This is a genomic window from Variovorax sp. 770b2, from assembly GCF_900115685.1.
In the GTDB taxonomy this organism is placed as follows: Bacteria; Pseudomonadota; Gammaproteobacteria; order Burkholderiales; family Burkholderiaceae_C; genus Variovorax.
The window spans coordinates 1,088,985-1,110,943 of record NZ_FOXJ01000001.1; the positions used below are offsets into that span (position 1 = coordinate 1,088,985).

The window sequence follows — 21,959 nt, forward strand, 5'->3', positions numbered from 1 at the left end:
AACGAAAGACGGAAATCATCATCATGAACGGCTGGGATCGACTTCTGCGCATGGCGCTCGCAGGCTTTCTGCTGGCGGTGCTTGCTGCCTGCGGCTCGCTGCCGCCGGCGAAAGAGCGGTCCGCCGAGCACGCGACCTCGGCCGATCCGTCGACCCGGCTCGCGAAGATCGCCGTGGCCTCCACTCCGCCCGGCGAGCATTCCGGCTTCCGGCTGATGCCGCTGGGCGTCTATTCGCTGGACGCGCGCATCCAGCTCGCGCAGCGCGCCCAGCAATCGCTGGTGGTGCAGTACTACCAGTTGGAGAACGACGCCGTCGGCCGCCTGCTGCTGCGCACGCTGCGGGAAGCGGCGGCGCGCGGCGTGAAGGTGCGGGTGCTGGTGGACGACCTCTACACCGTCAAGAGCCAGCAGCTGCTGCTGGCGTTGTCGGAAACGCCCAACGTGCAGGTGCGGCTCTACAACCCCTTCTGCTGCGGCCGCAACGGCTTTCTCTCGCGCTTCGCGGCCTCGCCCTGGGAGATCGTGCGGCTCAACCACCGCATGCACAACAAGCTTTTCATCGCCGACGGCGTGATGGCGGTGGTGGGCGGCCGCAACATCGCCGACGAGTATTTCGTGCTGAGCGAAGCGCAGAACTTCATCGACATGGACGCGCTGGTGGTCGGCAAGGTGGTGCCGCAACTCGAGTCCATCTTCGACGCCTACTGGAACAGCGTGCAGGTCTGGCCCATTGCCGACATCGTGAAGGGCGAGGGCGGCCGCATGCCCGGCAGCGCCGAGTTCGACGACTGGATCGGCATGGCCGCGCCGCCGCCCAGGATCGTGCTGCCGCCGTCCGACATCCTGGGCTACGGCCCGATCGCCGAGGAACTGGACGGTGGCCGCATGGGCCTCCTGTGGGGCGAGGCGCGCGCCATCGCCGACCCGCCGACCAAGCCCGCGACCATGACGGCCGAGGAAGCCATCTCCACCAGCGTGACGATGAAGGTCTGGGGCCTCCTGATGGACGCCAAGACCGAGGTCGACCTGACCTCGCCGTACCTCGTGCCGGGCGAGCGCGGCATGGAGGCCTTCGCCGACCTGGCCAGGCGCAACGTCAAGCTCACGCTGCTGACCAATTCGCTGGCCGCCAACGACGAACCGCTGGTGCACACCGGCTATGCGCGCTATCGCCAGCGGCTGCTCGAAGGCGGCGCCGACCTGTATGAGCTGAGCCCGCAGCGCACCAGCAAGGGCGAGCGCTTCGGCATGTTCGGCAAGTCGCTCGGCCGGCTGCACGCCAAGACCGCGGCCATCGACAAGACGCGCATCTTCATCGGCTCGATGAACCTGGATCCGCGCTCGGCCAGCCAGAACACCGAGATGGGGCTGGTGGTGGACAGCCCGCAGCTGGCGCGCGAGATGCTGCGCATCATCAACATCAGCAAGCTGCAGAACTCCTACCGGCTGCGGCTGGCCAAGGACACCGGCACGCTGCAGTGGCTCACCAACGATGGCGAGAAGGAAGTGATCCTCACCTCCGAGCCCGAGTCGGGCTTCTTCCAGCGCTTCTACAACATGCTCATTGCGCCGATCGTTCCCGAGATGCTGTTGTAGCCTCGGGGGATGGCGCAGACCTTCACTTCACTGCCCGCCCTGCAGGTCATGCTGTGGGGCGTGCTTTTCTTCGGCGGCATCTACCTGGGATTCGGCGCCATCACCTGGCTGCTGACCAGGCGGCTGCTGCCGGCAATGGGCATCGGGCGCGTGCTCGATCCGCGGCCGCTGCAGCCGGGGCAGTTGCGGCGGGAGCTCGGGCAGTCGGGCATCTCGGTGCTGATCTTCGGGCTGGGCATGGTGTTTCCGTGGGGCTTGCTGCAGTTGGGCTGGGCAAGGCTCGACCCGGACGCGGGCTGGCGGCAGATCGCCGTCGAGATCCTCGTGCTCGCGGTCTGGAACGACGTGCATTTCTGGATCAACCATCGCCTCTTGCACACGCGCCTGCTGCGCCGCTTTCACGGGCCGCATCACCGCTCGTTCGTCACCACGCCGTGGGCCACCTACAGCTTTCACCCGATCGAGGCGCTGATGCTGGGCAACGTGATCCTGCTGCCGATGGTGGTGCACGACTTCAGCTTCTGGTCGCTGGCGGCGGTGCCGGTGTTCAGCCTGTTCTTCAACTGCGTCGGGCATTCGAACTACGACTTCTTCACCGGGGTGTCGTACAGCCACTGGTTCGCCGCGAGCCGCCGGCACCACCTGCACCATGCCTGCCACAACGGCAACTACGGCTTCCAGTTCACCTTCATGGACCGGCTGTTCGGCACGCGCATCGCAGCGGATGCAGCCGAGCCGCACTTCCAGGCCTTTCGCGAGAAGCAGGCGCGGCAGCAGCAGCAACAACCCGGGCAGCATGGCGCCCCCGCCTGACGCGTCGCGCCGCCTGCCGCGCCTGCGGCATTGGCGTGACTGGCAGAGCCTGGCGTACCTCGTCGCGCTGCCTGCGCTGGCGGCATGGCAATGGGTGAATGGCTTGAATCTGCTGCTCTATGCGCTGATGCTTTTCCTCACGCTCGGCATCGGCGTGATCCATCACAACCATGTGCACCTGCGCATGTGGCGCGGGCGGCGCATGAACCGGCTGACCGACTTCTGGATCACGCTGCTGCAAGGCCATCCGACCTTCGTGTTCTGGCCCGCGCACGTGGCCAACCACCATCGGCACCGGCATGGGCCGAAGGACGTGGCGCGCACCTATCGATTCGGTGGCGACACCAACCACCTGTGGGGCTACCTGCTGCATCCGTTCCAAGCGGTGTGGGTGCTGATGCCGGTCTTCGTCGGCTGGCTCGCGCGGTTGCGGGCGCATCGGCGTGGCGCCTGGCGCTATTGCATCGCGCAGTACGTGCTGTGGCTCGCGAGCTGGGCCGTGCTGCTCGCGCTCGACTGGCGCAAGGCCCTGGTGTTCGTGATCGTGCCGCAGCTGCACGGCCTGCACTGGCTGCTGGCCACGAACTACCTGCAGCATGCGCACGCCGACGGCCGCAAGGCGCTGCGCAAGGAGGCGTTGGGCGATACCCCTGGGGGCAGGCTGAACTACGCACGCAATTTCGAAGGGCTGGTGAACCCGTTGCTGTTCAACATCGGCCTGCACACCGCACATCACGAGAACCCGCATGCCCATTGGTCCGAGCTCACGCACCTGCACCGCACGCGCTACCGCGCCGAGGTCGATCCCGTGCTCAACGAGGGCGGGCTGGTTCCCTACATGGTGCGGGTCTTCGTGCTGGGGACCGTGTGGCCGCGTTTTCGCAGCCGCTCGCTGATGCCTCCCGATTCCTCCACTCACTGAACCATGCCTGTTTCATTCCAACGCGTGTACCTCGAGAGCGCCGGCTATTTCATGCCAGGCGAGCCCATTCCCAACGACCGCATGGACGCGTACATCGCACCGCTCAACCGCATGTCCGAGCGCATCAAGCGGCGCATCCTGGCGGAGAACGGCATCCTCACGCGACACTACGCCATCGATGCGGAAGGCGTGACGCAGCACACCAATGCGCAGCTCGCCGCCGGTGCGATCCGCGATTGCCTGCAGCGCGGCGGCGCGGAGCTGTCGCGCGTGTCGCTGCTGGCCAGCGGTTCCTCGGGTGGCGACACGCTGATGCCGGGGTTCGCCAACATGATCCAGGGCGAGCTCGCGGCGCAGCCGATGGAGACGCATTCGGTGCACGGCATCTGCGCGGCCGGCGTCTCGGCGATCCAGACGGCGGCGCAGGGCATCGAGCTGGGTGCGCATCGCTCGGCAATCGCGGTGGCCAGCGAGATGCCGTCGCGGCTTTTCAAGCGCTCGCGTTTCGCGGCGCGTGGGTATGAAACCGACTTCGACTCGCACTTCCTGCGCTGGATGCTGTCCGATGGTGCAGGGGCCCTGCTGCTGTCCGACGGCGCACCTGCGCTGGCGGGGGCGCCCGGTCTCCGTCTGAAGCTGAAATGGGTGCACCAGCGCGCGTTCTCGGGGGACTATCCCGTCTGCATGCAGTTGGGCCTGACCGAGGACCGTGCGCGCGGTCATCTCGACTTCGGTTCGTGGGCCGAGGCCGAAGCCGCCGGTGCGCTGTCGCTGCGGCAGGACATCCGCCTGCTGCCGCACCTGTTCGACATCGGTATCCACGAATACGCGGGACTCGTGCGCGACGGTTGGGTCGATCCGAAGCGGGTCGATCACTTCCTGTGCCACTACTCGTCGGAAAAATTCATCCCGGTGGTCGAGGACCTGATGAACAAGGCCGACCTGTCGATTCCGCGCGAGCGTTGGTGGAGCAACCTCGCGTGGCGCGGCAACACGGGGGCTGCGTCAATCCTGGTCATGCTGGCCGAATTCCTTCATACGAAGACGTTGAAGCCGGGCGAGCAGATCTTCTGCTACGTGCCCGAGTCGGGGCGTTTCATGGCGGCGTACATGCTGCTGGAAGTCGAAGCGACCGATGCGGTGCCTGCGACAACGGTGGCGCCCCGTGCCGCCGCCGTGCCGGACGACGATTTCGTCATCGCGCCCCCGCACGATCCCGCCGCCGCCCCTGACGGCCTGGGTGCGCTGTTGACGGAACTGGCCTCCATCTGGCACGACTACCGCTCCCGCGTCTGGCGCACGCCGCTGATCCGCCAGATCCGCGAGCGCCGCTTCGCCTTGCCCGACTACCTGAACTGGATGGAGCAATGGGTGCCGCAGGTGCGCGAGGGCAGCAAGTGGATGCGCGAAGGCGCTGCTTCGCTGAGCGGACCGTACAAGATGCTGGCCTCGCTGATCGACGTGCATGCGGGTGAAGAGCAGAACGACTTCAACATCCTTTTCAGCGACTACCAGAAGGCCGGCGGCACGGTGGCGCAGATCGACGACCTGCGCCGCAACCCCGGCGGCGAGGCGCTCAACGCCTACCTGCACGGCCTGGCCGCCACGCGCGACCCGATCGGCCTTTTGGGCGCGATCTACATCATCGAAGGCACGGGCCAGCGGATCGTGCCGGCGCTGCTGCCGCTCATCAAGGCGAGCGTGAAGCTGCCGCCCGATGCCTTCCGCTTTCTCGAATACCACGGCCACAACGATGAGAACCATCTGAACCGCTGGCTCGCCGCGGTCGAGATGGTCATGGCCGTGGAAGGCCAGGCCCGCGCGGCCCGCCAGATCATCGACACCGCGCGCCACACGGCCGCGCTGTACCTGATGCAGTTCCAGCACATCACGGAGCGAATGCCACATGAGCCGCCGGGCCGCCCCAAGGCGAATACCGCAGCCGCAGGCGGAGGCTTCCAATGAGCCGAACGCCTGAATTCCTGACGCAAGCTCACGACGAGCGCGACCCGAGCCCATGGCTCGCGCTCTACCTGGACCAGAGCACGCCGCTGCCGGACAACGTCAAGTCGGCGTGGCTCGCCGATTCGAGTTCGGGGTCGCGGCAGTACCTGCTGCCGTTTCTGCGGCCCATTGCACGGCTGACGATCATCCTGATCCAGATCGTGAAGGTGTTCGTGCCGCGCAACTGGTCGCACTCGATGCTGCTGCACCGCTTTCTCGCGTGGGGGCTCAAGCGCTTCGTGTCGCCGGAGGCCAACTGGCTGATCCTGCGGCACTTCCACCTGGGGTCGCAGGTGCTGGCGTTCATCGGGCGCAATTCGCCCGCGCCCGTGGCCACCAACCCGCTGGAGCCGGCAGACATCGACGCGCTGAAGGACGAGATGTTCCTCAAGCACGACCTGAACCTCTTCAACTTCGTGATCCGCCTGAACACCGCGCTGCGCGAGAAGGGCATTGCGCTGTGCAAGGCGGAGCAGGTCGATTTTTCGATGATCAAGGAGCCGGGGCTGCGGCTGGAGGACATGCCGCACGGCAAGCTCAATTTCCTCGACCTGCAGAGCGCGATCGAGCTGTTCACGCCGCTCTACCAACTGATGCTGACCGACAACGATTTCTGGCGCGCGGCCAATTCATTGCAACTGGACGAAACCATAGGCATCTACACGGCGACGATCCTGAACGCGCCCGAGCACCTGATCCTGGTCAACAACAAGCACCCGCTGGTGCCCCTGTCGACCCTGCGGGCGGGGCACCGGCTGGTGATCCACGGGCTGTCCACGGAAATGCTCCACAGCCTGCTCCAGCGCATGCAGGCAGCCCAGAAAGCGGGGGAGCCGGAGACGGCCCTCTACGATCAGCCACTTGCATAGGCGTATGCTGCCCCCAGATGCGAACCATGAACACGACCCACAATCCGTCCCCCAAGACCGATCTGGCAGTGACCCAGGTGCTGGCGCAACTGCTGGAACGGCTCGAACACAGCGCCGTGCCCGTAGGCGCCGAGCAGTACCGCTCGGTGGTCGAGCACCTGGTGCATGAGTTCGAGGATGTCGCGCCAGGCGCCGATCTGGGCCGCCTGCTGGATGCCTATCCGGCCGCATCCGAGGTTTATGAGAACCTCAACTATCAGCACGCCGGGCTTTGCCGCTCGGCATTGGACGCTTCCCTTGCGGCTGAAGTCAGCGCCAGGGAAGCCATTGCACGCGCCATGGGCGGTGCCAAAACGAACAAGGACAAGACGCATGGCGAAGGGTGAAGTGAAGACGGCAGTGGTGGCGGACGGCCTGCGCTACAAGACCAAGACACCGGGTTCCCCGTTCCGCGCTTCGGCGTCTTTCAGCGGGGCGACCATGTCCTGCTTCATGTGCGGCAAGCACCGCGTGCGCTCGCAATTGCGCACGCGCCAGGTGCTGGGCAAGTCGCAAACCGTCTGCGCGCCTTCGTGCAAGGCGCTGGACGAGGCGCTGGAGCAATCGGAAGCGTCGTCGGGCTAGTTTCAGCTAGCACGAAGCGGCGACGTTTTGGCGACATGCCCGCGTGAACATGTCGCAGATTTCCTTCCACAACGGACTTAATCGATATACAGTTAGACACAATTGATGCATGTAATTGCATTCATTCAAAAGTTCTAATCTGTAGCCGATGACAAATCAATTCCAGCAAGGCCGTGGCTGCCCGGCATCGGGCGTGGACGTTGACGTTGACGCGTGCGAAAGGGGCCTGCCGTGAGCAAGCCACGCCATGTCGTCATGCAGGTGGTCAAGCGCTCCTCGGGCAGCGCCACGCACCACGTCGAATTCCTCATGGACGACAACTTTGCGGAACGCCTGCGTCAGTTGCGTTCGCTGGTGCCGCCCCTGGGCAGTCTCAACAAGCAGCGCGATCTGGTGATCGACAAGGTCCGGGTGCGCCTGCCCAACGCCATCTGGCGTTCCGGCAACGAAATCGACATGGACGGGGGCGTCGAGGGCTCCTGCATCGTCATCGCGGCGGAAGGCTCCTTCAACTGCGGCGGCAAGGACCGCAAGACGCGCGAGAAGCTCGTGACGTACAACTTTTCGATCTCGCGCCTGGTCGAACTCCACGCCGAGCGTCCCGAGGGCGAGACCCTCTACATCCGCGACGGCACCTTCGCCAACGACGAGCCGGCCGATTCGGCCGCCGGCCGCTGGGTCGCGTCGATGCACGAGCTCGAAGTGGTGATGCGCATTCCCGACGCGCCCTCGGATTTCGACACCCTGCACGACCTGTCGCTGCGCCCCGAGCAGCAGCAAGCGGGCAGCGGCGGCGGCGCACACCGCGCCAGCATGTACTAAGACGCAGCAGCCGCTTCGGGCGCAACGCCCACGGGCGTGTACTGCGCGCGGTTGTCGGCCAGCCAGCGCGTGGACAGGCTGCTGTCCTGCTGTGCCGGATGGAAGTCCGCATGCAGGTAGTCGCGCCAGCCGCGCAGGTTGCCGCGCAGCAGGCCGTCCTTGCCCAGCAGGATGCGCGCCGCGCTTGTCCAGGTCGCCCACTTCCACAGCTGTTTTTCGTGGCGCAGGTTGTCGATGGTCTGGTGCATCAGGTCGCCGAGGAACATCACGGTCACGCGGCGGAACCAGCGCCTGCGCCATTCGTCGGAGCCGCCCGTGGCCTTGTAGATGTCGAAGGCGACCGACTTGTGCTCCAGCTCTTCGGCGCTGTGCCACAGCCACATGGTGCGCAGCCGCGGCTCCGCGCCGTCGAGGATTTCGGGGCGGGCCAGCAGCCATTCGGCGAACATCGCGGTGAAGTGCTCGGTGGCGGCCGTGACCGCCAGCGCGTGGCGCGGATCGGCTTCTTCCATCAGCGCCATGCGCTTGTTGGCACGCGCCGTCCAGCCGTCGACCAGTCCCTGTTCCTCGAGATGGTTGTTGAAGAGCGAGTGGATGCGTCGGTGCGTGGCCTCCTGGCCGATGAAGCCGCGCACGTCGGCGCGGTACTTTTCCTGCACCTCGGTCGGCAGCGTGGCCACCGCATCGCGCACGGCGTCGATGAAGAATTGCTCGCCGAAGGGGAAGCTCATCGACAAGGCATTGAAGAAGGCGCTGGAGAATGCATCGCCGCCGCACCAGTTGCGGGCAAAGGGCGATTGCAGGTCGATCAGCAGGCGGCGGACAACGAGTTCAGTCATGAAAACAATCCTCGGAAGATCGTGGGAAGAAAGGCTGGTACAGGTTCGTACCGCATGCCTCCATGGTGCGGGTCGATGCTGGTACTGTCAAGTACCGAGACGTAGGAAAATGTGCCATCCATGAGCGACACCATCGAAAAAACCGTGGCCTCCAAGTCCACCGAGGGCACGGAAAGCGAGCACTATGCGCGCCTTCTCCAGGGCATGGCGCACGCCGTGGCGGCCAAGGGCTACGCCGACACGACCATCGCCGACATCGTGCGCGAGGCCGCCGTCTCGCGCCGCACGTTCTACGAGCACTTCAGCACCAAGACCGAGTGCCTGATCGCGCTGTACGAAACCGCCAGCCGCCTCGCGCTGCAAGCCGTGAGCGAGGCCTTCGACCCCGCGCAGCCCTGGCACGCGCAGGTCGAGCAGGCGATGACCGCGTACTTCGACTACCTGGCGCAGGACCCGGTGCTGCTGCGCACGCTCTTCGTCGAGATCCTGGGCCTGGGCATGCCGGGCCTCGTGGCGCGCCGCCGCGTCAATGACGAGATCGCCAACTTCATCCAGGTGGCCATCAACAGCAGCGACGTGGAATGCGGCCCCGCGGCCCACCTGACCAGCGAAATGGCGATGACGGTGGTCGGCGGCATCAATGAACTGGTGCTGCAGGCCATCGAGCAGAACCGCGCCGGCGATCTGCGCGAACTGGTGGCGCCCGCCACGCGCCTCGTGCGTGCCGTGGCGGCCGAGAGCCGGCGCTAGGCGGCTTCGCGGACCGCTCGGCGCGGCGTCGCGGCGACCCAAAGAGCCATCAGCCCGGCAACGGCGAGCGACAGCAGCACGCCGAGATACGGCAGCACGTCGTGCAGCGGCGCGCCCATCTGGTTGAGCCTGAGCGACGCCTGGATGCCCGCCGTGCTCGGGAACACCCATCGCAAGACTTGCAGCGGCCCCGGCAAGGCCTCCACGGGCCACGAGAAGCCCGAGACAAACGCCATCGGCAACGCAGTGAACAGCAGCACCTGCAACGCCCGCTCGCGGTCGCGGAACCAGCACCCGAGCAACAGCCCGACCGTGCAGATCGCCGGCACGTAGAAAAACAGCAGCACCAGCGCGCCGAACGGGTTGCCACCCCGCGGATAGTCCTGCAGGAAAAACACCCAGCCGAAATAAAAGAGGCCGCTCAGGAAGCCGAAGGCCGACAGCGCCGCGAGCCGGCCGAACCACGCGCCCATGCCTGCGCGCAATCGCCCGGCCTCGGCCCAGGTGCCGGCCAGCATTGCGGCGCCCATCAGCAGGGTCTGCTGCAGGATCAGCAGCGCCACCGCCGGCACCACGTAGCTTCCGTAGCCCTCGGTCGGATTGAACAGCGCCACCAGCTGCGTGTTGAGCGGACTGCGGCTGCGCGCCGCCTGCACCGCGCCCTGTCCGCCGGCCTGCAGCTTGCGGATCTCGACCCCGGCCGACACCGTGCCCACTGCCTCCGAGAAGCCGTACAGCACCGCCTTGTTCAGCAGCGCATAGGCGCCGTTGCCCTCGATCGTCACCACTGCCGAGCGTCCGCGGATGACGTTGCGCTTGAGGTCCGATGGCAGCAGCGCGTAGCCCTCGATCTCGCCGCGCCAGAGCGCCTGCTGCGCCTCGTGCACGTCGGAGGTGACCAGGCGCACGTCCAGCCGCGGATTGGCCATCGCGAAGCGCGCGATCTGCCGCGACAGCCCGCTGTGGTCCTCGTCCACCACCGCCACCGGCACGCGCGTCACGGCCTGCGTGCCATAGGGCCACGGGTAGAAGAAGCCATAGATGATGGGCGCGAGCAGCATGATCAGCAGCACGCCCTTGTCGCGCAGCACGGCGAGCGCGGTGTCGCGCCAGGCGGCGGCGAAGCGGGAGCGCGTGGGGTCGAGGTCCATCAGCGGCCTCCCCAGCTGTCGGGTGCGGCGGCGGCGCGCACCAGCGCCGCGGCCGACGCGGCCAGAAGCAACGCCGTACCCAGCACCATCCACAGCGGCGTGGCGGCCGAATAGGCCAGCGGCGCACCCATCTGCAATTGCTCCATCTGCACGCGGATGTAGTGCGTGTAGGGCAGCAGGCTCGCCCACATCTGGGCAAGGAGCGGCATCGCGACCAGCGGAAAGCCCACGCCGCCGAATGCGAACGCGGGCGCCGTGATGAAGCCCGTGGCCGACAGCGCCGTGCGCAGCGACCGCGTGAGCGCCGAGACGAACGCGCCGAGCGCGATGGAGAGCGCGAGGAACACCACGAGCGCGAAGAGCGTCCAGCCCACCGAGCCGACCGGGTGCCAGCCCCGTCCGGCCGCGATCCACAGCATCGCCGCGATGCCGACCGCCGACAGGCTGGCGAACGGCAGCGCGAGCTTGCCCGCCAGCGCGGCCAGTGCCTCGTGCCAGCGCGGCGCGGCACCCAGCCATTCGGCGATGGTGCGGTCGCGCAACTCGCGTCCCACGGCCCATGCGCCCGCCGTCATCGCCAGGATGTGCAGCAGCGCCGGAATGAGCGCGGCGCCCAGGAACTGCTCGTAGTCCGTCGAGGTGTTGAACAGCGCCACCATGCTCGCCTTGATCGGCTCCATGCTCACGCGCGCGGACGTCATCGACTCGCCGCGCTTGTTGCGCACCGCGAGCTCGACGCCCCCCGAGACAGTGGCCACGGCGGTGCGCACATCGCGCTGGATCAGGCTCGAGTGCGTGCCGAGCTGCGCGTTGTGCAGCAGCACGACCTGGCCGACGCGCCCCCGCTTCACATCGCGGCTGAGGTCGCGCGGCAGTTGCACCGCGGCGTCGACCGCGCCGCTGGTGAGCGCGCGCGCCATGGCGCCTTCGTCCGCGTAGTACTGCACGACGCGCAGGCCGGGCGTGGCATCCAGGAAGCGCACCAGCTGGCGCGAGAGCGCCGTGCGGTCCTGGTCGAGCACGCCGATCGGCAGGCGCTCGGGCAGCCCCGCCGAAAAGATCCACCAGATCAGGAACACCGCGAGCAGCGGCACCCACGAGACCATGGCCAGGTCCCAGGGGCGGGTGCGCAGCAGCGCGAATTCGCGCCGTGCGCTGGCTGCGGAAAAGCCTCGGAGGCTCATTGCCGTCCTGCGCCGATCTTCAGTCGACCAGCACGCTCATGCCCGGCCGCGCGCCTTCGATGGGCTGGAGCGGCCGCGCGCGGACTTCGAAGGTGCGCACGTCGAAGCCATTGCCGCCGCGTGTTGCGCGCCAGGTCGCGAAGTCGGGCAGGGCGGCGCTGTAGTAGACCTTGAAGCGGGCCGCGCGGTGTGCATCGGACTTGTCCCTGTCATTCACCAGCGCCGGCAGGCGGGCATCGAACTCGCTGCCGACCGCGAAGCGCGCGAGCCGGTCTTCGCGCACGTTCAGTACCACCCACTGGTCGTTCAGATCGACCACTGTGACCACCGCCACGCCCTGCGGCGACAGCTCGCCGACCTTGGCGAGCACCTTGGCCACTTCGCCGCCCACGGGGCTGCGCAGTTCGGTCTCGGCCTTGGCCGCTTCCGCCTCGGCGACCACGCCGGCGACCTGGCGCGCCTGCGCGCTGGCCGCGGCCTGGTCCTCGGGGCGGGCGCCGATGCGTGCCATGTCGAACTGCGCCTTCGCGGCGATGGCCGCGTCGCGCGAGGCCTTCCAGTTGGCTTCGGCCTCGTCGCGCTTCTGGTCGGCGACCAGGCCTTCGCGCGCGAGGCCATCGACGCGGCGGAACGAGGTCTGCGCGAGTTGTGCGGCGGTTTCGGCGCGCTGCCACTGCATGCGCGCCATCTCCACTTCCTGCGGACGCGCGCCGTTCTGCGCCTTGTCGGCGACGGCCTGCGCGGCCTGCTCGGCGGCCGTGGCCTGTGCGAGCTTGGCGCGCACCTCGGGGCTGTCCATGCGCACCAGCAGCGCGCCGGCCTGGATGCGGTCGCCTTCCTTCACCGCCACTTCGGCGATGCGCGCGGTGACCTTGCCGGCGACATCGGTCTCGCGCGCCTCCATCTGGCCCTGGAACACCTCGGCGGCGGGCTGCGAGGCGCGCCAGAAGCCCCACGCGAGCAGCGCCAGCACGAGCAGCGCCGCGGCGATGGCGATCAGTTGTCGGGTCTTGGCACTCATCATCAATTCACCTTCACGTCGGCACGCGCGATGTAGTCGGAAAACTTCTCGGAGAGGCCCGCGCTCTCGAGCAACTGCGCGAGCGCCTGCACGTACTCGTTGGCTGCCTGCGCGCGCTCGGTCAGCACCTTGGCGCGGTTGGTCTCGGCGTCGATCAGGTCCAGCGTGGTGCTCGTGCCTTCGCGCAGGCCCGCCACGCGCAGCCTCACCACCTCTTCCGAGAGCGCGACCGAGGCCTTCATGTCCAGGTACTGGCGGCGGGCGTTTTCCAGCGCGCGCCAGTTGCGCTCGACCAGGAGCGAGATGTCGCTGCGCGCCTGTGCGTCGGTGTGCTCGGCCTGTTCGACCTGCTTTTGCGAGGAGGCGGAGAGCGCATCGCGGTCGACCGAGTCGTACAGCGTCCAGCGCACGCCCAGGCCCGCCACCCAGTCGGCATTGCCGCTCTTGAGCTGCCGCGTGCCGAAGGCGATGACCTGCGGGCGGCGCAGCGCCTCTTCGCCTTCGTGCAACTGCTCGGCCTGCGACTTCTTGGCCGCGACCTTGCCGAGGCCCGGATGCCGCGTGAGCGCCGAATCGATGAAGTAGGTGAGCGGCTCGATGGGGGCGCTGATGAGGAACAGCGGCGTCTGCGGCGTCACGCTGCCCTCGGCGCGCACCGTGCGGGCGAGGGCGACTGCCGCCAGCGCCGCGTCGTCCTCGGCCTTGCGCGCATTGCGCCGGGCCTCTTCGTAGGCGGCGCTCGCCTGCAGCCGCTCGACGCGCGAGATCACGCCGGCCGCGAGCATCTTCTGCGCGGCCGCATCGTGTTGGGCGATGGTGCGCTCGGCCTGCGCGCGCAGCGTGGCCGCGCGCTGCGCGAGCTGGGCGCCGAAGTAGCGCTGCACCAGCAGCGTGTCGACCTCGTGGCCGGCCTGCTCGGCATCGGCCTGCGCCTCGCGCGTCTGCGCCGAGACGAAGCCGCGCACCGCATCGGTCGCCCCGCCCAGGTAGATCGGCCAGACCGCCGAGATCGAGGTGTTGGTGCCCGTGTCGTGCCGGTTGAGCGTGTAGCTGTTGGGCAGTTGCGGAATCGGCACGCGCGAGATGAAGCTCTGGATCGACGGCGGCAGCGACTGGCCGATCTGCCCGAGCTTCTGGTTGAGCGGGTCCAGGTCCAGGTTCAGGTTGGCGTTGTACGCGTAGGCCAGCCCCGAGACGCTCACGACCGGGCCGCCCAGGCGCTTCAGGCCTTCGCCCTGCAGTTCCTTGGACTCCACGGCCGAGCGCGCAGCGGCCAGCTTGTCGGAGCGCTCGACCATGCGGGCGCGCGCTGCGTCGAAGCTCAGCGGCAGGGCGTCCGGGCGGGCCTGCGCGAGGGCGGTGGTTGCCGCCATGGCCGGAAGCAACAGCAAGGCCAAGGCATGCAAGGAATGCAAGAAATGCAGGAAAGGTCGGCGAAGGCTTTTCATCGGTTCAGGAGGTCTCGTTGGAATGACTCCAGTGCCCGGCCGGCGGTGTGAAAAGGTCAGCGCATTCTTCAGCCCGGCTTTTTCTGCGCCGGGTCGTAGAAGAACTGTTCTTCGGCGATGCGCTCGCCGTCCCAGCGCTGCCAGGCGATCTCTTCCATGCGCATGGTGGCGCCGCCCTTGAAGGCGAACTCGAAGATCCAGTGGATCGCCACGCGGTCGCCGTTCACCAGCACGGGCCGCACGCAGGTGGAGGTGACCGAGTCGGTGCGGGCGAGCACGGCGCTCTCCTGCGCGACCAGCGTGCTGCGCCCCCGCCGGGGCTCGGCCTGGTTCTCGCGCATGGTGGCGTCTTCGGTGTAGTAGTCCTCGATGGCCTGCGCATGCGCGCCGCCTTCCACGGCGGCGATGAAGGCTTCCAGCCGTGCGGGCGTGGGCATCTCAGGACTTGACCTTGACCTCGACCCGACGCGCTTCCGACGCCGGCCCGTCGGCCTGCGACTGCTCGGGCTTGGCCAGTTCGATCTTGTCTTCGGGCGCCCCCGCGGCCTTGAGCGCGTCGCTCACGGCCATGGCGCGCTGCTTGGCCAGCTCGGCGTTCTTGGCCGGGTCGCCGCTCGCATCGTGGTAGCCGCTCACCAGCACCGTGCTGCCGCTCTGCACTGCCTTGATGACATCGGCCAGCGCCTCCTTGGCGTTGGGCGCGACTTCGGAGCTGGCGCTCGCGAAGTAGAACTTCACGACGCCGTTCTCGACCTTCACCGCGGCGGCTTCGGCCGCCGTCACGGCGCCCGCAGCAACCGCTGCAGCCGGCGTGGCCGGGGCCATGGCTGCGGGGGCCGGCGCGGGCGCCGTCACGGCGGTCGGCGTCTCGACCTTGGCGGGCGCCATCGCGGCGGCATCGCCGGCATGGAACTTCACCACCAGCGGCACGATGAGCAGCGCGACGATGTTGATGATCTTGATCAGCGGGTTCACGGCCGGGCCGGCGGTGTCCTTGTAGGGGTCGCCCACGGTGTCGCCGGTGACGGCCGCCTTGTGCGCCTCGGAGCCCTTGCCGCCGTGGTGGCCGTCCTCGATGTACTTCTTGGCGTTGTCCCATGCACCGCCACCGGTGCACATCGAGATCGCGACGAACAGGCCCGTGACGATCGTGCCCATCAGGAGGCCGCCCAGCGCCTTCGGCCCGAGCACGAGGCCCACGACGATCGGCACCACCACCGGCAGCAGCGAGGGGATCATCATTTCCTTGATGGCCGCGCCGGTCAGCATGCCCACGGCCTTGCCGTACTCGGGCTTGCCGGTGCCTTCCATGATCCCGGGGATCTCGCGGAACTGGCGGCGCACTTCTTCCACCACCGCACCGGCCGCGCGGCCCACGGCTTCCATGGCCATCGCGCCGAAGAGGTACGGAATCAGCCCGCCGATGAACAGGCCCACGATCACCATCGGGTCGCTCAGGTTGAAGCTGATGTTCAGCCCGAAGCTCTCCAGCTTGTGGGTGTAGTCGGCAAAAAGCACCAGCGAGGCAAGGCCCGCCGAGCCGATGGCGTAGCCCTTGGTCACGGCTTTGGTCGTGTTGCCGACCGCATCGAGCGGGTCGGTCACGGCGCGCACGCTGGCGGGCAGGTCGCTCATCTCGGCGATGCCGCCGGCGTTGTCGGTGATGGGGCCGTAGGCGTCCAGCGCGACCACGATGCCCGCCATGCTCAGCATGGACGTCGCCGCGACCGCAATGCCGAACAGGCCGGCCAGCGAGTACGAAGCCAGGATCGCGATGCACACGAAGATCACCGGCCAGGCGGTGGAACGCATCGAGACGCCCAGGCCCGCGATGATGTTCGTGCCGTGGCCCGTGGTCGAGGCCTGCGCGATGTGCTGCACCGGCTTGTACTGCGTGCCGGTGTAGTACTCGGTGACCCACACCAGTGCGGCCGTGAGCGCCAGGCCCACGAAGCAGGCGCCGAAGAGCTTCAGCTGGCTGCCGCTCGCTGCGATGGCGTTGTCCGGAATGATCCAGGCCGTGACGAACCAGAACGCGATCAGCGACAGGATGCCCGCGACGGCCAGGCCCTTGTAGAGCGCCGGCATCACGTTGACCATGCCCGGCGACGCCTTCACGAAGAAGCAGCCGATGATCGACGCGATGATCGACACGCCGCCCAGCGCGAGCGGGTACAGCACCGCATTGCCGGGCGCCGTGGTGACCATCAGCGCGCCGAGCACCATGGTGGCGATCAGCGTCACCGCGTAGGTCTCGAACAGGTCGGCCGCCATGCCGGCGCAGTCGCCGACGTTGTCGCCCACGTTGTCGGCGATGACTGCCGGGTTGCGCGGATCGTCTTCCGGAATGCCGGCCTCGACCTTGCCCACCAGGTCGGCGCCGACGTCGGCGCCCTTGGTGAAGATGCCGCCGCCCAGCCGCGCGAAGATCGAGATCAGCGAGGAGCCGAAGGCAAAGCCGATCAGCGGATTGAGGATGGCCGCCAGGGTGTGGTCCGACTTGGGCGCGCTGCCGGCCAGGAACCAGTAGAAGCCGGTCACGCCCAGCAGGCCCAGCCCGACCACCAGCATGCCGGTGATGGCGCCGCCGCGGAACGCCACGTCCAGCGCCGGGCCGATGCCCTTGGTGGCCGCTTGCGCGGTACGCACGTTGGCGCGCACCGACACGTTCATGCCGATGAAGCCGCAGGCGCCCGAGAGCACCGCGCCGACCACGAAGCCGACGGCCGTGGTGAGGTCCAGGAAGAGGGCGATCAGGACCGCCAGGACGATGCCGACCACCGCGATGGTGGTGTACTGCTTGGCAAGGTAGGCCGAGGCGCCGGCCTGGATGGCGGCGGCGATTTCCTGCATCCGGGCGTTGCCCGGGTCCTTGGCGAGAATCCAACTTCGGGCCCAGAAACCGTAGCCGACGGCCACGAGGCCGCAGACGATGGCGAGTATCAGGGGGGTGTTGCCGATCATGCTTTGCTTCTCCATTCGTTCGATGTGACTTGTGGAGACGGACAGCATGGATCCTGCGCGCAACGCGTACGGGACCCAGGTTTTCCGTCGCGTTGCTTCCTCGAAGCTCGCTGCACCGAAAAGGTGAGGAGCCGATTGGCCAACGGCTGCAATTTACAGGCAAAAACGCGGGCGCGTGCGACCGTGCGGTGACACGGAAAGTAAACTCAGGGTTTGTCCCCGTCTCCCCAATACTTTTCAACTACTCGAAAAACGTCATGTCCTTCGACAAAGTCTCCCCCGGCAAGAACGTCCCCGATGCCTTCAACGTCGTGATCGAAATCCCGATGAATGCCGACCCGATCAAGTACGAAGTCGACAAGGAATCGGGCGCAATCTTCGTGGACCGCTTCATGACGACGGCCATGTACTACCCCGCCAACTACGGCTACGTGCCGCAGACCCTCTCGGGCGACGGCGACCCGGTCGACGTGCTGGTGATCGCGCCGTACCCGCTGCTGCCCGGCGTGGTCGTGCCCTGCCGCCCCCTGGGCATCCTGCTGATGGAAGACGAAGCCGGCGTCGACGGCAAGGTGCTGGCCGTGCCCACCGACAAGGTGCTGCCGATCTACAGCCACTGGAAGTCGGTGGACGACGTGAACCCGATGCGCCTGAAGGCCATCAGCCATTTCTTCGAGCACTACAAGGACCTGGAAGAAGGCAAGTGGGTCAAGGTGCTGGGCTGGGAAGGCATCGATGCGGCGAAGAAGGAAGTCATCGACGGCATCGCCGCGTACAAGAAGTAACTCACTTCACGCCCTCGAGCTCGAAGGGCGAGCGGCGCGGGTCGCGCACGTAGACGCCCTTCAGCGCAGGCGTGCATTCGGCCCCGTCGGCGACCGTGATGCGGTCGGCGGCGAACTGGAAGGTGCGGGTGCAACGCCCGCCTTCCGCCACCCTCAGGCGCTGCCCGGCTTCGAGCACGTTCCTGCCCTGCAGCAGCATGTTGCCGCGCGGGTTGGGGCAGATGTAGATCTCCACATCGAGCTGCCCGGCGTCGCCGGGCGTGACGTCGAGGAAGCGGCCTTCGTGCGGGCATTTGCCCTGCACGTAGCGGCCCATCCATTGCAGCAGCGGATGGCTGAGGTAGGCGATGCGGCGCTGGTAGTCCTGCTTCAGGCATTCGGCGTTGCCCTTGCATTCGCGGTTGCGCACCGCGATCCAGTCGCGCTGGTCGCGTCGCAGGATCGTTCCCCATTGGCCCGCGTCGGGCATCTCGAGCTGGCGCTGGTAGAGCGCGGCCAGGGCCTCGTCCTGCCGCGACAGGCCGGGGTCGGCGCAGATAGCTTTCTCGGTCGCGTTGCCGGCCTTGGCGCAATCGAAGCTCGCAGCAGAGGTGAGGCCGGCGCTCGCGAAGCAGAGCGCCGCAAGGGCGAAGCGGGTCGATGGGCGCATGCGGTATCTCCTCGGGAACACGGGAACACGGGAATGCGGGAACGGGGCTTTTCTGGCCCGCATGCTAGGAGAGGCGCCGTGCGCCGTCGATGTGCCAAACGGTCAAGGGCGCTATGCCCTTGGACAGAGGCTGTGCAGAGGGCTGTGTTTCAGCCTGCCGCCTTGAACGGGCTGCGCTCGCCCAGGTGGTCCATGTAGTTCCCGATGCCGGCACCCTCGCGCTCGAGAAAGCGCTCGACCGCGTCCGAGAACGCCGGGTGCGCGAGCCAGTGGGCGCTGGTGGTCTTCACCGGCATCAGCGCGCGCGCCATCTTGTGCTCGCCCTGCGCGCCGCCCTCGAAGCGCCGTGCGCCGTGTTCGATGCACCAGGCAAGGGGCTGGTAGTAGCAGGCCTCGAAATGCAGGCAGTCGACGCGCTCCAGCGCGCCCCAGTAGCGGCCGTAGGCGACGAGCGGTTCGTCCGGCTGCGTGGAGAGCGCGATCAGGCTGGTCGCCATGGGCTTGCCGTTGCGCTCGGCGACGAACAGCAGCCAGGCCTCGGGCAGGGTGTCGGCCATGCGCTGGAAGAAATCGCGCGTGAGATAGGGCGGGTTGCCGTGCTCGCGGTAGGTGCGCTCGTAGCAGCGGTAGAAGAAATCCCAGTCGGCCTTCGAGATGTCCTTGCCGCGCGACCAGCGGAAGCTCACGCCCGCGTCGGCGACCTTGCGGCGCTCCTGGCGGATCTTCTTGCGCTTGTCGTGCGCAAGGCTGGCGAGGAAGGCCTCGAAGTCGGGGTAGCCGGGCGGCTCCAGGGTGGAGCGCTCCCCATCGGAGGGCGGCGAGGGCATGTCGGTGCCGGGCGCCGGCGCCACATTCGTCCAGTGGAACTGCACCGTGTTGCGCAGCATCAGCCCGGCTTCGGTGCACGCGGCGATGTCATCGTCGGCGCCGAACAAGAGGTGCAGAGAAGAAAGTTCTTCCTGCTTGCACCAGGCAACCAGCGCCTGCACCAGCAGCGTGCGGCTTTGCGCATCGCGCGCCAGGAGGCGCGTGCCCGGCACCGGTGTGAACGGCACGGCGACCACGGCCTTGGGGTAGTAGGCAAGCCCGTGCTGCTCGTAGGCGTTGGCCCAGGCCCAGTCGAAGACGTACTCGCCGTACGAATGGTCCTTGATGTAGACCGGGCAGGCGGCTTCGAGCTGCTTGCCGCGCCACAGCGTGATGAACTGTGCCGTCCATCCGCTCGCGGGCGATGCGCTGTCGCTTTCGTGCAGCGCCGCGAGGTATTCGTGGCGCATGAAAGGCGAGGGCTCGGCCTGCGCGGCGAGCAGCGCGTTCCAGGCTTTCGGGCTCACGTCCGACGGCGACGCCAGAACCCGAATGACATAATCGTTCAAGCCTTTTTCTTCCTTCTGTATGACGCTCAAGCTCGCCATCGCGCAACTCAATTTTGTGGTGGGCGACCTCGCCGGCAACGCAAGAAAGATCGTCGATGCCGCACGCGACGCCCATGCGCAGGGCGCGCGCCTGCTCCTGACGCCCGAACTCTCGATTGCCGGCTACGCGGCGGAGGACCTGCTCCTCCGTCCCGCCTTCACCGAAGCCTGTGATGATGCCGTGAAAGGCATTGCCGCCGCGCTGGCCGACCTCAAAGACATGGTCGTGGTGGTGGGCCATCCGACCGGCAGCAGTCTGCGCAGCCGCTCCGTGGCAGTGCAGATGCGGCACAACGCGGCCAGCGTCATCAAGGAAGGACGCGTCCTGGAGACCTATGCCAAGCGCGAACTGCCGAACTACCAGGTGTTCGACGAGCGCCGGTATTTCACGCCGGGGCAGGGCACTTGCGTGTTCGAGGCGGGTGGGGTCTCTGTCGGGCTGCTGATCTGCGAAGACGCGTGGTTCGACCAGCCGGCCGAGCTGGCCCGGGAGGCCGGCGCCGAGGTGCTCGCCGTGATCAACGCGTCGCCCTATCACGTGGGCAAAGAGGGCGAGCGCGTCGCACGCATGGCCGATCGCGCACGCGCCGTGGGGTTGCCGCTGGTCTATGCGCACCTGGTCGGCGGGCAGGACGAAGTGGTGTTCGACGGGGCTTCGTTCGCGGTGCAGGCCGATGGCGCGCTCGCCATGCAGGCCGAGAGCTTCCAGGAGCGATTGGTCTTCGCGCAGTTGGAGCGCGCACCGCAGGGCCGCATCGGCTTCGTGATCGAGCCCGATGCAGTGGCCGGCCCGCGCGACGCCGAAGCCCAGCTGTGGGACGCCCTGGTGCTCGGCGTGCGCGACTACATCGGCAAGAACGGCTTTCCGGGCGCCATCCTGGGGCTCTCGGGCGGCATCGACTCCGCATTGGTGCTCGCCATCGCGGTCGATGCACTCGGCAAGGACAAGGTGCGCGCGGTGATGATGCCTTCGCCTTACACGGCAGACATCAGCTGGATCGATGCGCGTGAGATGGCGATGCGCCTGGGCGTGCGCTACGACGAGATCTCGATCGCGCACACCTTCGAATCCTTCAAGAACGCCCTGGCCGAGGAATTCAAGGGCCGCCCCGAGGACACGGCCGAGGAGAACATCCAGGCCCGCATCCGCGGCACGCTGCTGATGGCGCTGTCGAACAAGTTCGGCTCGATCGTGCTCACCACGGGCAACAAGAGCGAAATGGCCACGGGCTATTGCACGCTCTATGGCGACATGGCGGGCGGCTTCGCGGTCATCAAGGACCTGCTCAAGACCACGGTGTTCGCGCTGGCGCGCTGGCGCAACGCCCATGACCCGTACGGCACGGGCACCGAGCCGATCCCCGAGCGGATCATCACGCGCCCCCCGAGCGCGGAACTGCGGCCCGACCAGACCGACCAGGACAGCCTGCCGCCCTACGACATCCTGGATGGAATCCTGGCACGCTACATGCAGGACGACGAGAGCATCGACGAGATCATTGCCGCGGGCTACGAACGCGCGGTGGTCGAGCGGGTTGCGCGGCTCATCAAGATCAATGAATACAAGCGGCGCCAGGCGCCGGTAGGCATCCGGGTGACCCACCGCAGCTTCGGCAAGGATTGGCGTTACCCTATCACCAGCAAATTCAACGAAACCGCCGGAGCACAAAAACCATGAAGCAGATCACCGCCATCGTCAAACCCTTCAAGCTCGAGGACGTGCGCGAGGCCTTGGCCGAAGTGGGCGTCACCGGCCTGACCGTGACCGAGGTCAAGGGCTTCGGCCGCCAGAAGGGCCACACCGAGCTCTACCGCGGTGCCGAATACGTGGTCGACTTCCTGCCCAAGATGAAGGTCGAAGTGGTCGTCAACGAGGGCGACGTGGAGCGCTGCATCGAGGCCATCGTCAACTCGGCGCGCACCGGGAAGATCGGCGACGGCAAGATCTTCGTCACCGCCGTGGAGCGCATCGTGCGCATCCGTACCGGCGAGGAAAACGAAAACGCCGTCTAAGAGCTCGCCCCCAGGCTGCGCGCACTTCGTGTCGCGTCGCCAACCCCCTGCAGGGGGCAACACCTGAGGCCCGGCAGAGCCGGTTCCT

The 21,959-nt window shown here is 67.3% G+C and carries 21 protein-coding genes; 12 read left to right on the forward strand and 9 right to left on the reverse strand.

Annotated elements, in window-relative coordinates:
• The first annotated feature begins 23 nt into the window (after window positions 1–23).
• From BM133_RS04955 to BM133_RS04990, 8 genes are all read left to right on the forward strand, one after another.
• On the forward strand, window positions 24–1,598 hold the full coding sequence (locus BM133_RS04955) for a phospholipase D family protein (RefSeq protein ID WP_093435058.1): 1,575 nt from the start codon (window positions 24–26) through the stop codon (window positions 1,596–1,598).
• A gap of 9 nt (window positions 1,599–1,607) precedes the next feature.
• The gene (locus BM133_RS04960) at window positions 1,608–2,411 is read left to right on the forward strand and encodes a sterol desaturase family protein (protein ID WP_093432037.1); all 804 of its coding nucleotides are present in this window, start codon (window positions 1,608–1,610) and stop codon (window positions 2,409–2,411) included.
• Window positions 2,395–3,333: a fatty acid desaturase gene (locus tag BM133_RS04965; RefSeq protein ID WP_093432039.1), complete on the forward strand. Its 939-nt coding sequence runs from the start codon at window positions 2,395–2,397 to the stop codon at window positions 3,331–3,333. The genes BM133_RS04960 and BM133_RS04965 overlap by 17 nt, the downstream gene beginning before the upstream one ends.
• 3 nt (window positions 3,334–3,336) lie before the next feature.
• Entirely contained in the window at window positions 3,337–5,298 is a 1,962-nt protein-coding gene (locus BM133_RS04970) for a StlD/DarB family beta-ketosynthase (protein WP_093432040.1), read from the forward strand.
• The gene (locus BM133_RS04975; RefSeq protein WP_093432042.1) at window positions 5,295–6,206 is read left to right on the forward strand and encodes a DUF6999 family protein; all 912 of its coding nucleotides are present in this window, start codon (window positions 5,295–5,297) and stop codon (window positions 6,204–6,206) included. The genes BM133_RS04970 and BM133_RS04975 overlap by 4 nt, the downstream gene beginning before the upstream one ends.
• A 17-nt stretch (window positions 6,207–6,223) precedes the next feature.
• Window positions 6,224–6,592 carry a hypothetical protein gene (locus BM133_RS04980; RefSeq protein ID WP_093432043.1) on the forward strand — a complete coding sequence of 123 codons (369 nt, stop codon included), beginning with the start codon at window positions 6,224–6,226 and terminating at the stop codon, window positions 6,590–6,592.
• Entirely contained in the window at window positions 6,579–6,830 is a 252-nt protein-coding gene (locus tag BM133_RS04985) for a hypothetical protein (protein WP_013540963.1), read from the forward strand. Before BM133_RS04980 ends, BM133_RS04985 begins: the two co-directional genes overlap by 14 nt.
• Before the next feature lie 231 nt (window positions 6,831–7,061).
• A complete protein-coding gene (locus tag BM133_RS04990; RefSeq protein WP_093432045.1) occupies window positions 7,062–7,652 on the forward strand; it encodes a hypothetical protein in 591 nt (196 codons plus the stop codon).
• Here BM133_RS04990 and BM133_RS04995 read toward each other — a convergent pair.
• Entirely contained in the window at window positions 7,649–8,491 is an 843-nt protein-coding gene (locus BM133_RS04995) for a metal-dependent hydrolase (RefSeq protein WP_093432046.1), read from the reverse strand. The genes BM133_RS04990 and BM133_RS04995 overlap by 4 nt on opposite strands.
• Window positions 8,492–8,611: 120 nt before the next feature.
• On the opposite strand from BM133_RS04995, the gene BM133_RS05000 reads away from it, so the two are divergent.
• Entirely contained in the window at window positions 8,612–9,241 is a 630-nt protein-coding gene (locus tag BM133_RS05000) for a TetR/AcrR family transcriptional regulator (RefSeq protein ID WP_093432048.1), read from the forward strand.
• Here the strand turns inward: BM133_RS05000 and BM133_RS05005 are convergent.
• The 6 genes from BM133_RS05005 to BM133_RS05030 all read right to left on the reverse strand — a co-directional run bounded on the left by BM133_RS05005 (window position 9,238) and on the right by BM133_RS05030 (window position 17,009).
• Entirely contained in the window at window positions 9,238–10,392 is a 1,155-nt protein-coding gene (locus BM133_RS05005; RefSeq protein WP_093432049.1) for an ABC transporter permease, read from the reverse strand. The two genes, BM133_RS05000 and BM133_RS05005, sit on opposite strands and share 4 nt — an antisense overlap.
• Window positions 10,392–11,576: an ABC transporter permease gene (locus tag BM133_RS05010; protein ID WP_093432051.1), complete on the reverse strand. Its 1,185-nt coding sequence runs from the start codon at window positions 11,574–11,576 to the stop codon at window positions 10,392–10,394. The genes BM133_RS05005 and BM133_RS05010 overlap by 1 nt, the downstream gene beginning before the upstream one ends.
• Window positions 11,577–11,595: 19 nt before the next feature.
• Complete coding sequence (locus BM133_RS05015) at window positions 11,596–12,600, reverse strand: HlyD family secretion protein (protein WP_093432052.1); 1,005 nt, start codon at window positions 12,598–12,600, stop codon at window positions 11,596–11,598.
• The gene (locus BM133_RS05020) at window positions 12,600–13,970 is read right to left on the reverse strand and encodes a TolC family protein (protein ID WP_093435060.1); all 1,371 of its coding nucleotides are present in this window, start codon (window positions 13,968–13,970) and stop codon (window positions 12,600–12,602) included. Before BM133_RS05020 ends, BM133_RS05015 begins: the two co-directional genes overlap by 1 nt.
• A gap of 143 nt (window positions 13,971–14,113) precedes the next feature.
• Complete coding sequence (locus tag BM133_RS05025) at window positions 14,114–14,482, reverse strand: nuclear transport factor 2 family protein (RefSeq protein WP_093432054.1); 369 nt, start codon at window positions 14,480–14,482, stop codon at window positions 14,114–14,116.
• Between the two features lies 1 nt (window position 14,483).
• Entirely contained in the window at window positions 14,484–17,009 is a 2,526-nt protein-coding gene (locus BM133_RS05030) for a sodium-translocating pyrophosphatase (protein ID WP_093435062.1), read from the reverse strand.
• A gap of 257 nt (window positions 17,010–17,266) precedes the next feature.
• On the opposite strand from BM133_RS05030, the gene ppa reads away from it, so the two are divergent.
• Complete coding sequence (gene ppa, locus BM133_RS05035; protein ID WP_093432055.1) at window positions 17,267–17,794, forward strand: inorganic diphosphatase; 528 nt, start codon at window positions 17,267–17,269, stop codon at window positions 17,792–17,794.
• Window position 17,795: 1 nt separating this feature from the next.
• Here the strand turns inward: ppa and BM133_RS05040 are convergent, their stop codons facing one another.
• Window positions 17,796–18,443, reverse strand: a complete 648-nt coding sequence (locus BM133_RS05040; protein WP_177224728.1) for a lysozyme inhibitor LprI family protein — start codon at window positions 18,441–18,443, stop codon at window positions 17,796–17,798.
• A gap of 149 nt (window positions 18,444–18,592) precedes the next feature.
• The gene (locus BM133_RS05045; RefSeq protein ID WP_093432058.1) at window positions 18,593–19,819 is read right to left on the reverse strand and encodes a GNAT family N-acetyltransferase; all 1,227 of its coding nucleotides are present in this window, start codon (window positions 19,817–19,819) and stop codon (window positions 18,593–18,595) included.
• Window positions 19,820–19,838: 19 nt separating this feature from the next.
• Here BM133_RS05045 and BM133_RS05050 point away from each other — a divergent pair, with 19 nt between their 5' ends.
• The gene (locus BM133_RS05050) at window positions 19,839–21,536 is read left to right on the forward strand and encodes an NAD+ synthase (RefSeq protein WP_093432059.1); all 1,698 of its coding nucleotides are present in this window, start codon (window positions 19,839–19,841) and stop codon (window positions 21,534–21,536) included.
• Complete coding sequence (locus BM133_RS05055; protein ID WP_013540975.1) at window positions 21,533–21,871, forward strand: P-II family nitrogen regulator; 339 nt, start codon at window positions 21,533–21,535, stop codon at window positions 21,869–21,871. Before BM133_RS05050 ends, BM133_RS05055 begins: the two co-directional genes overlap by 4 nt.
• Window positions 21,872–21,959: the final 88 nt, after the last annotated feature.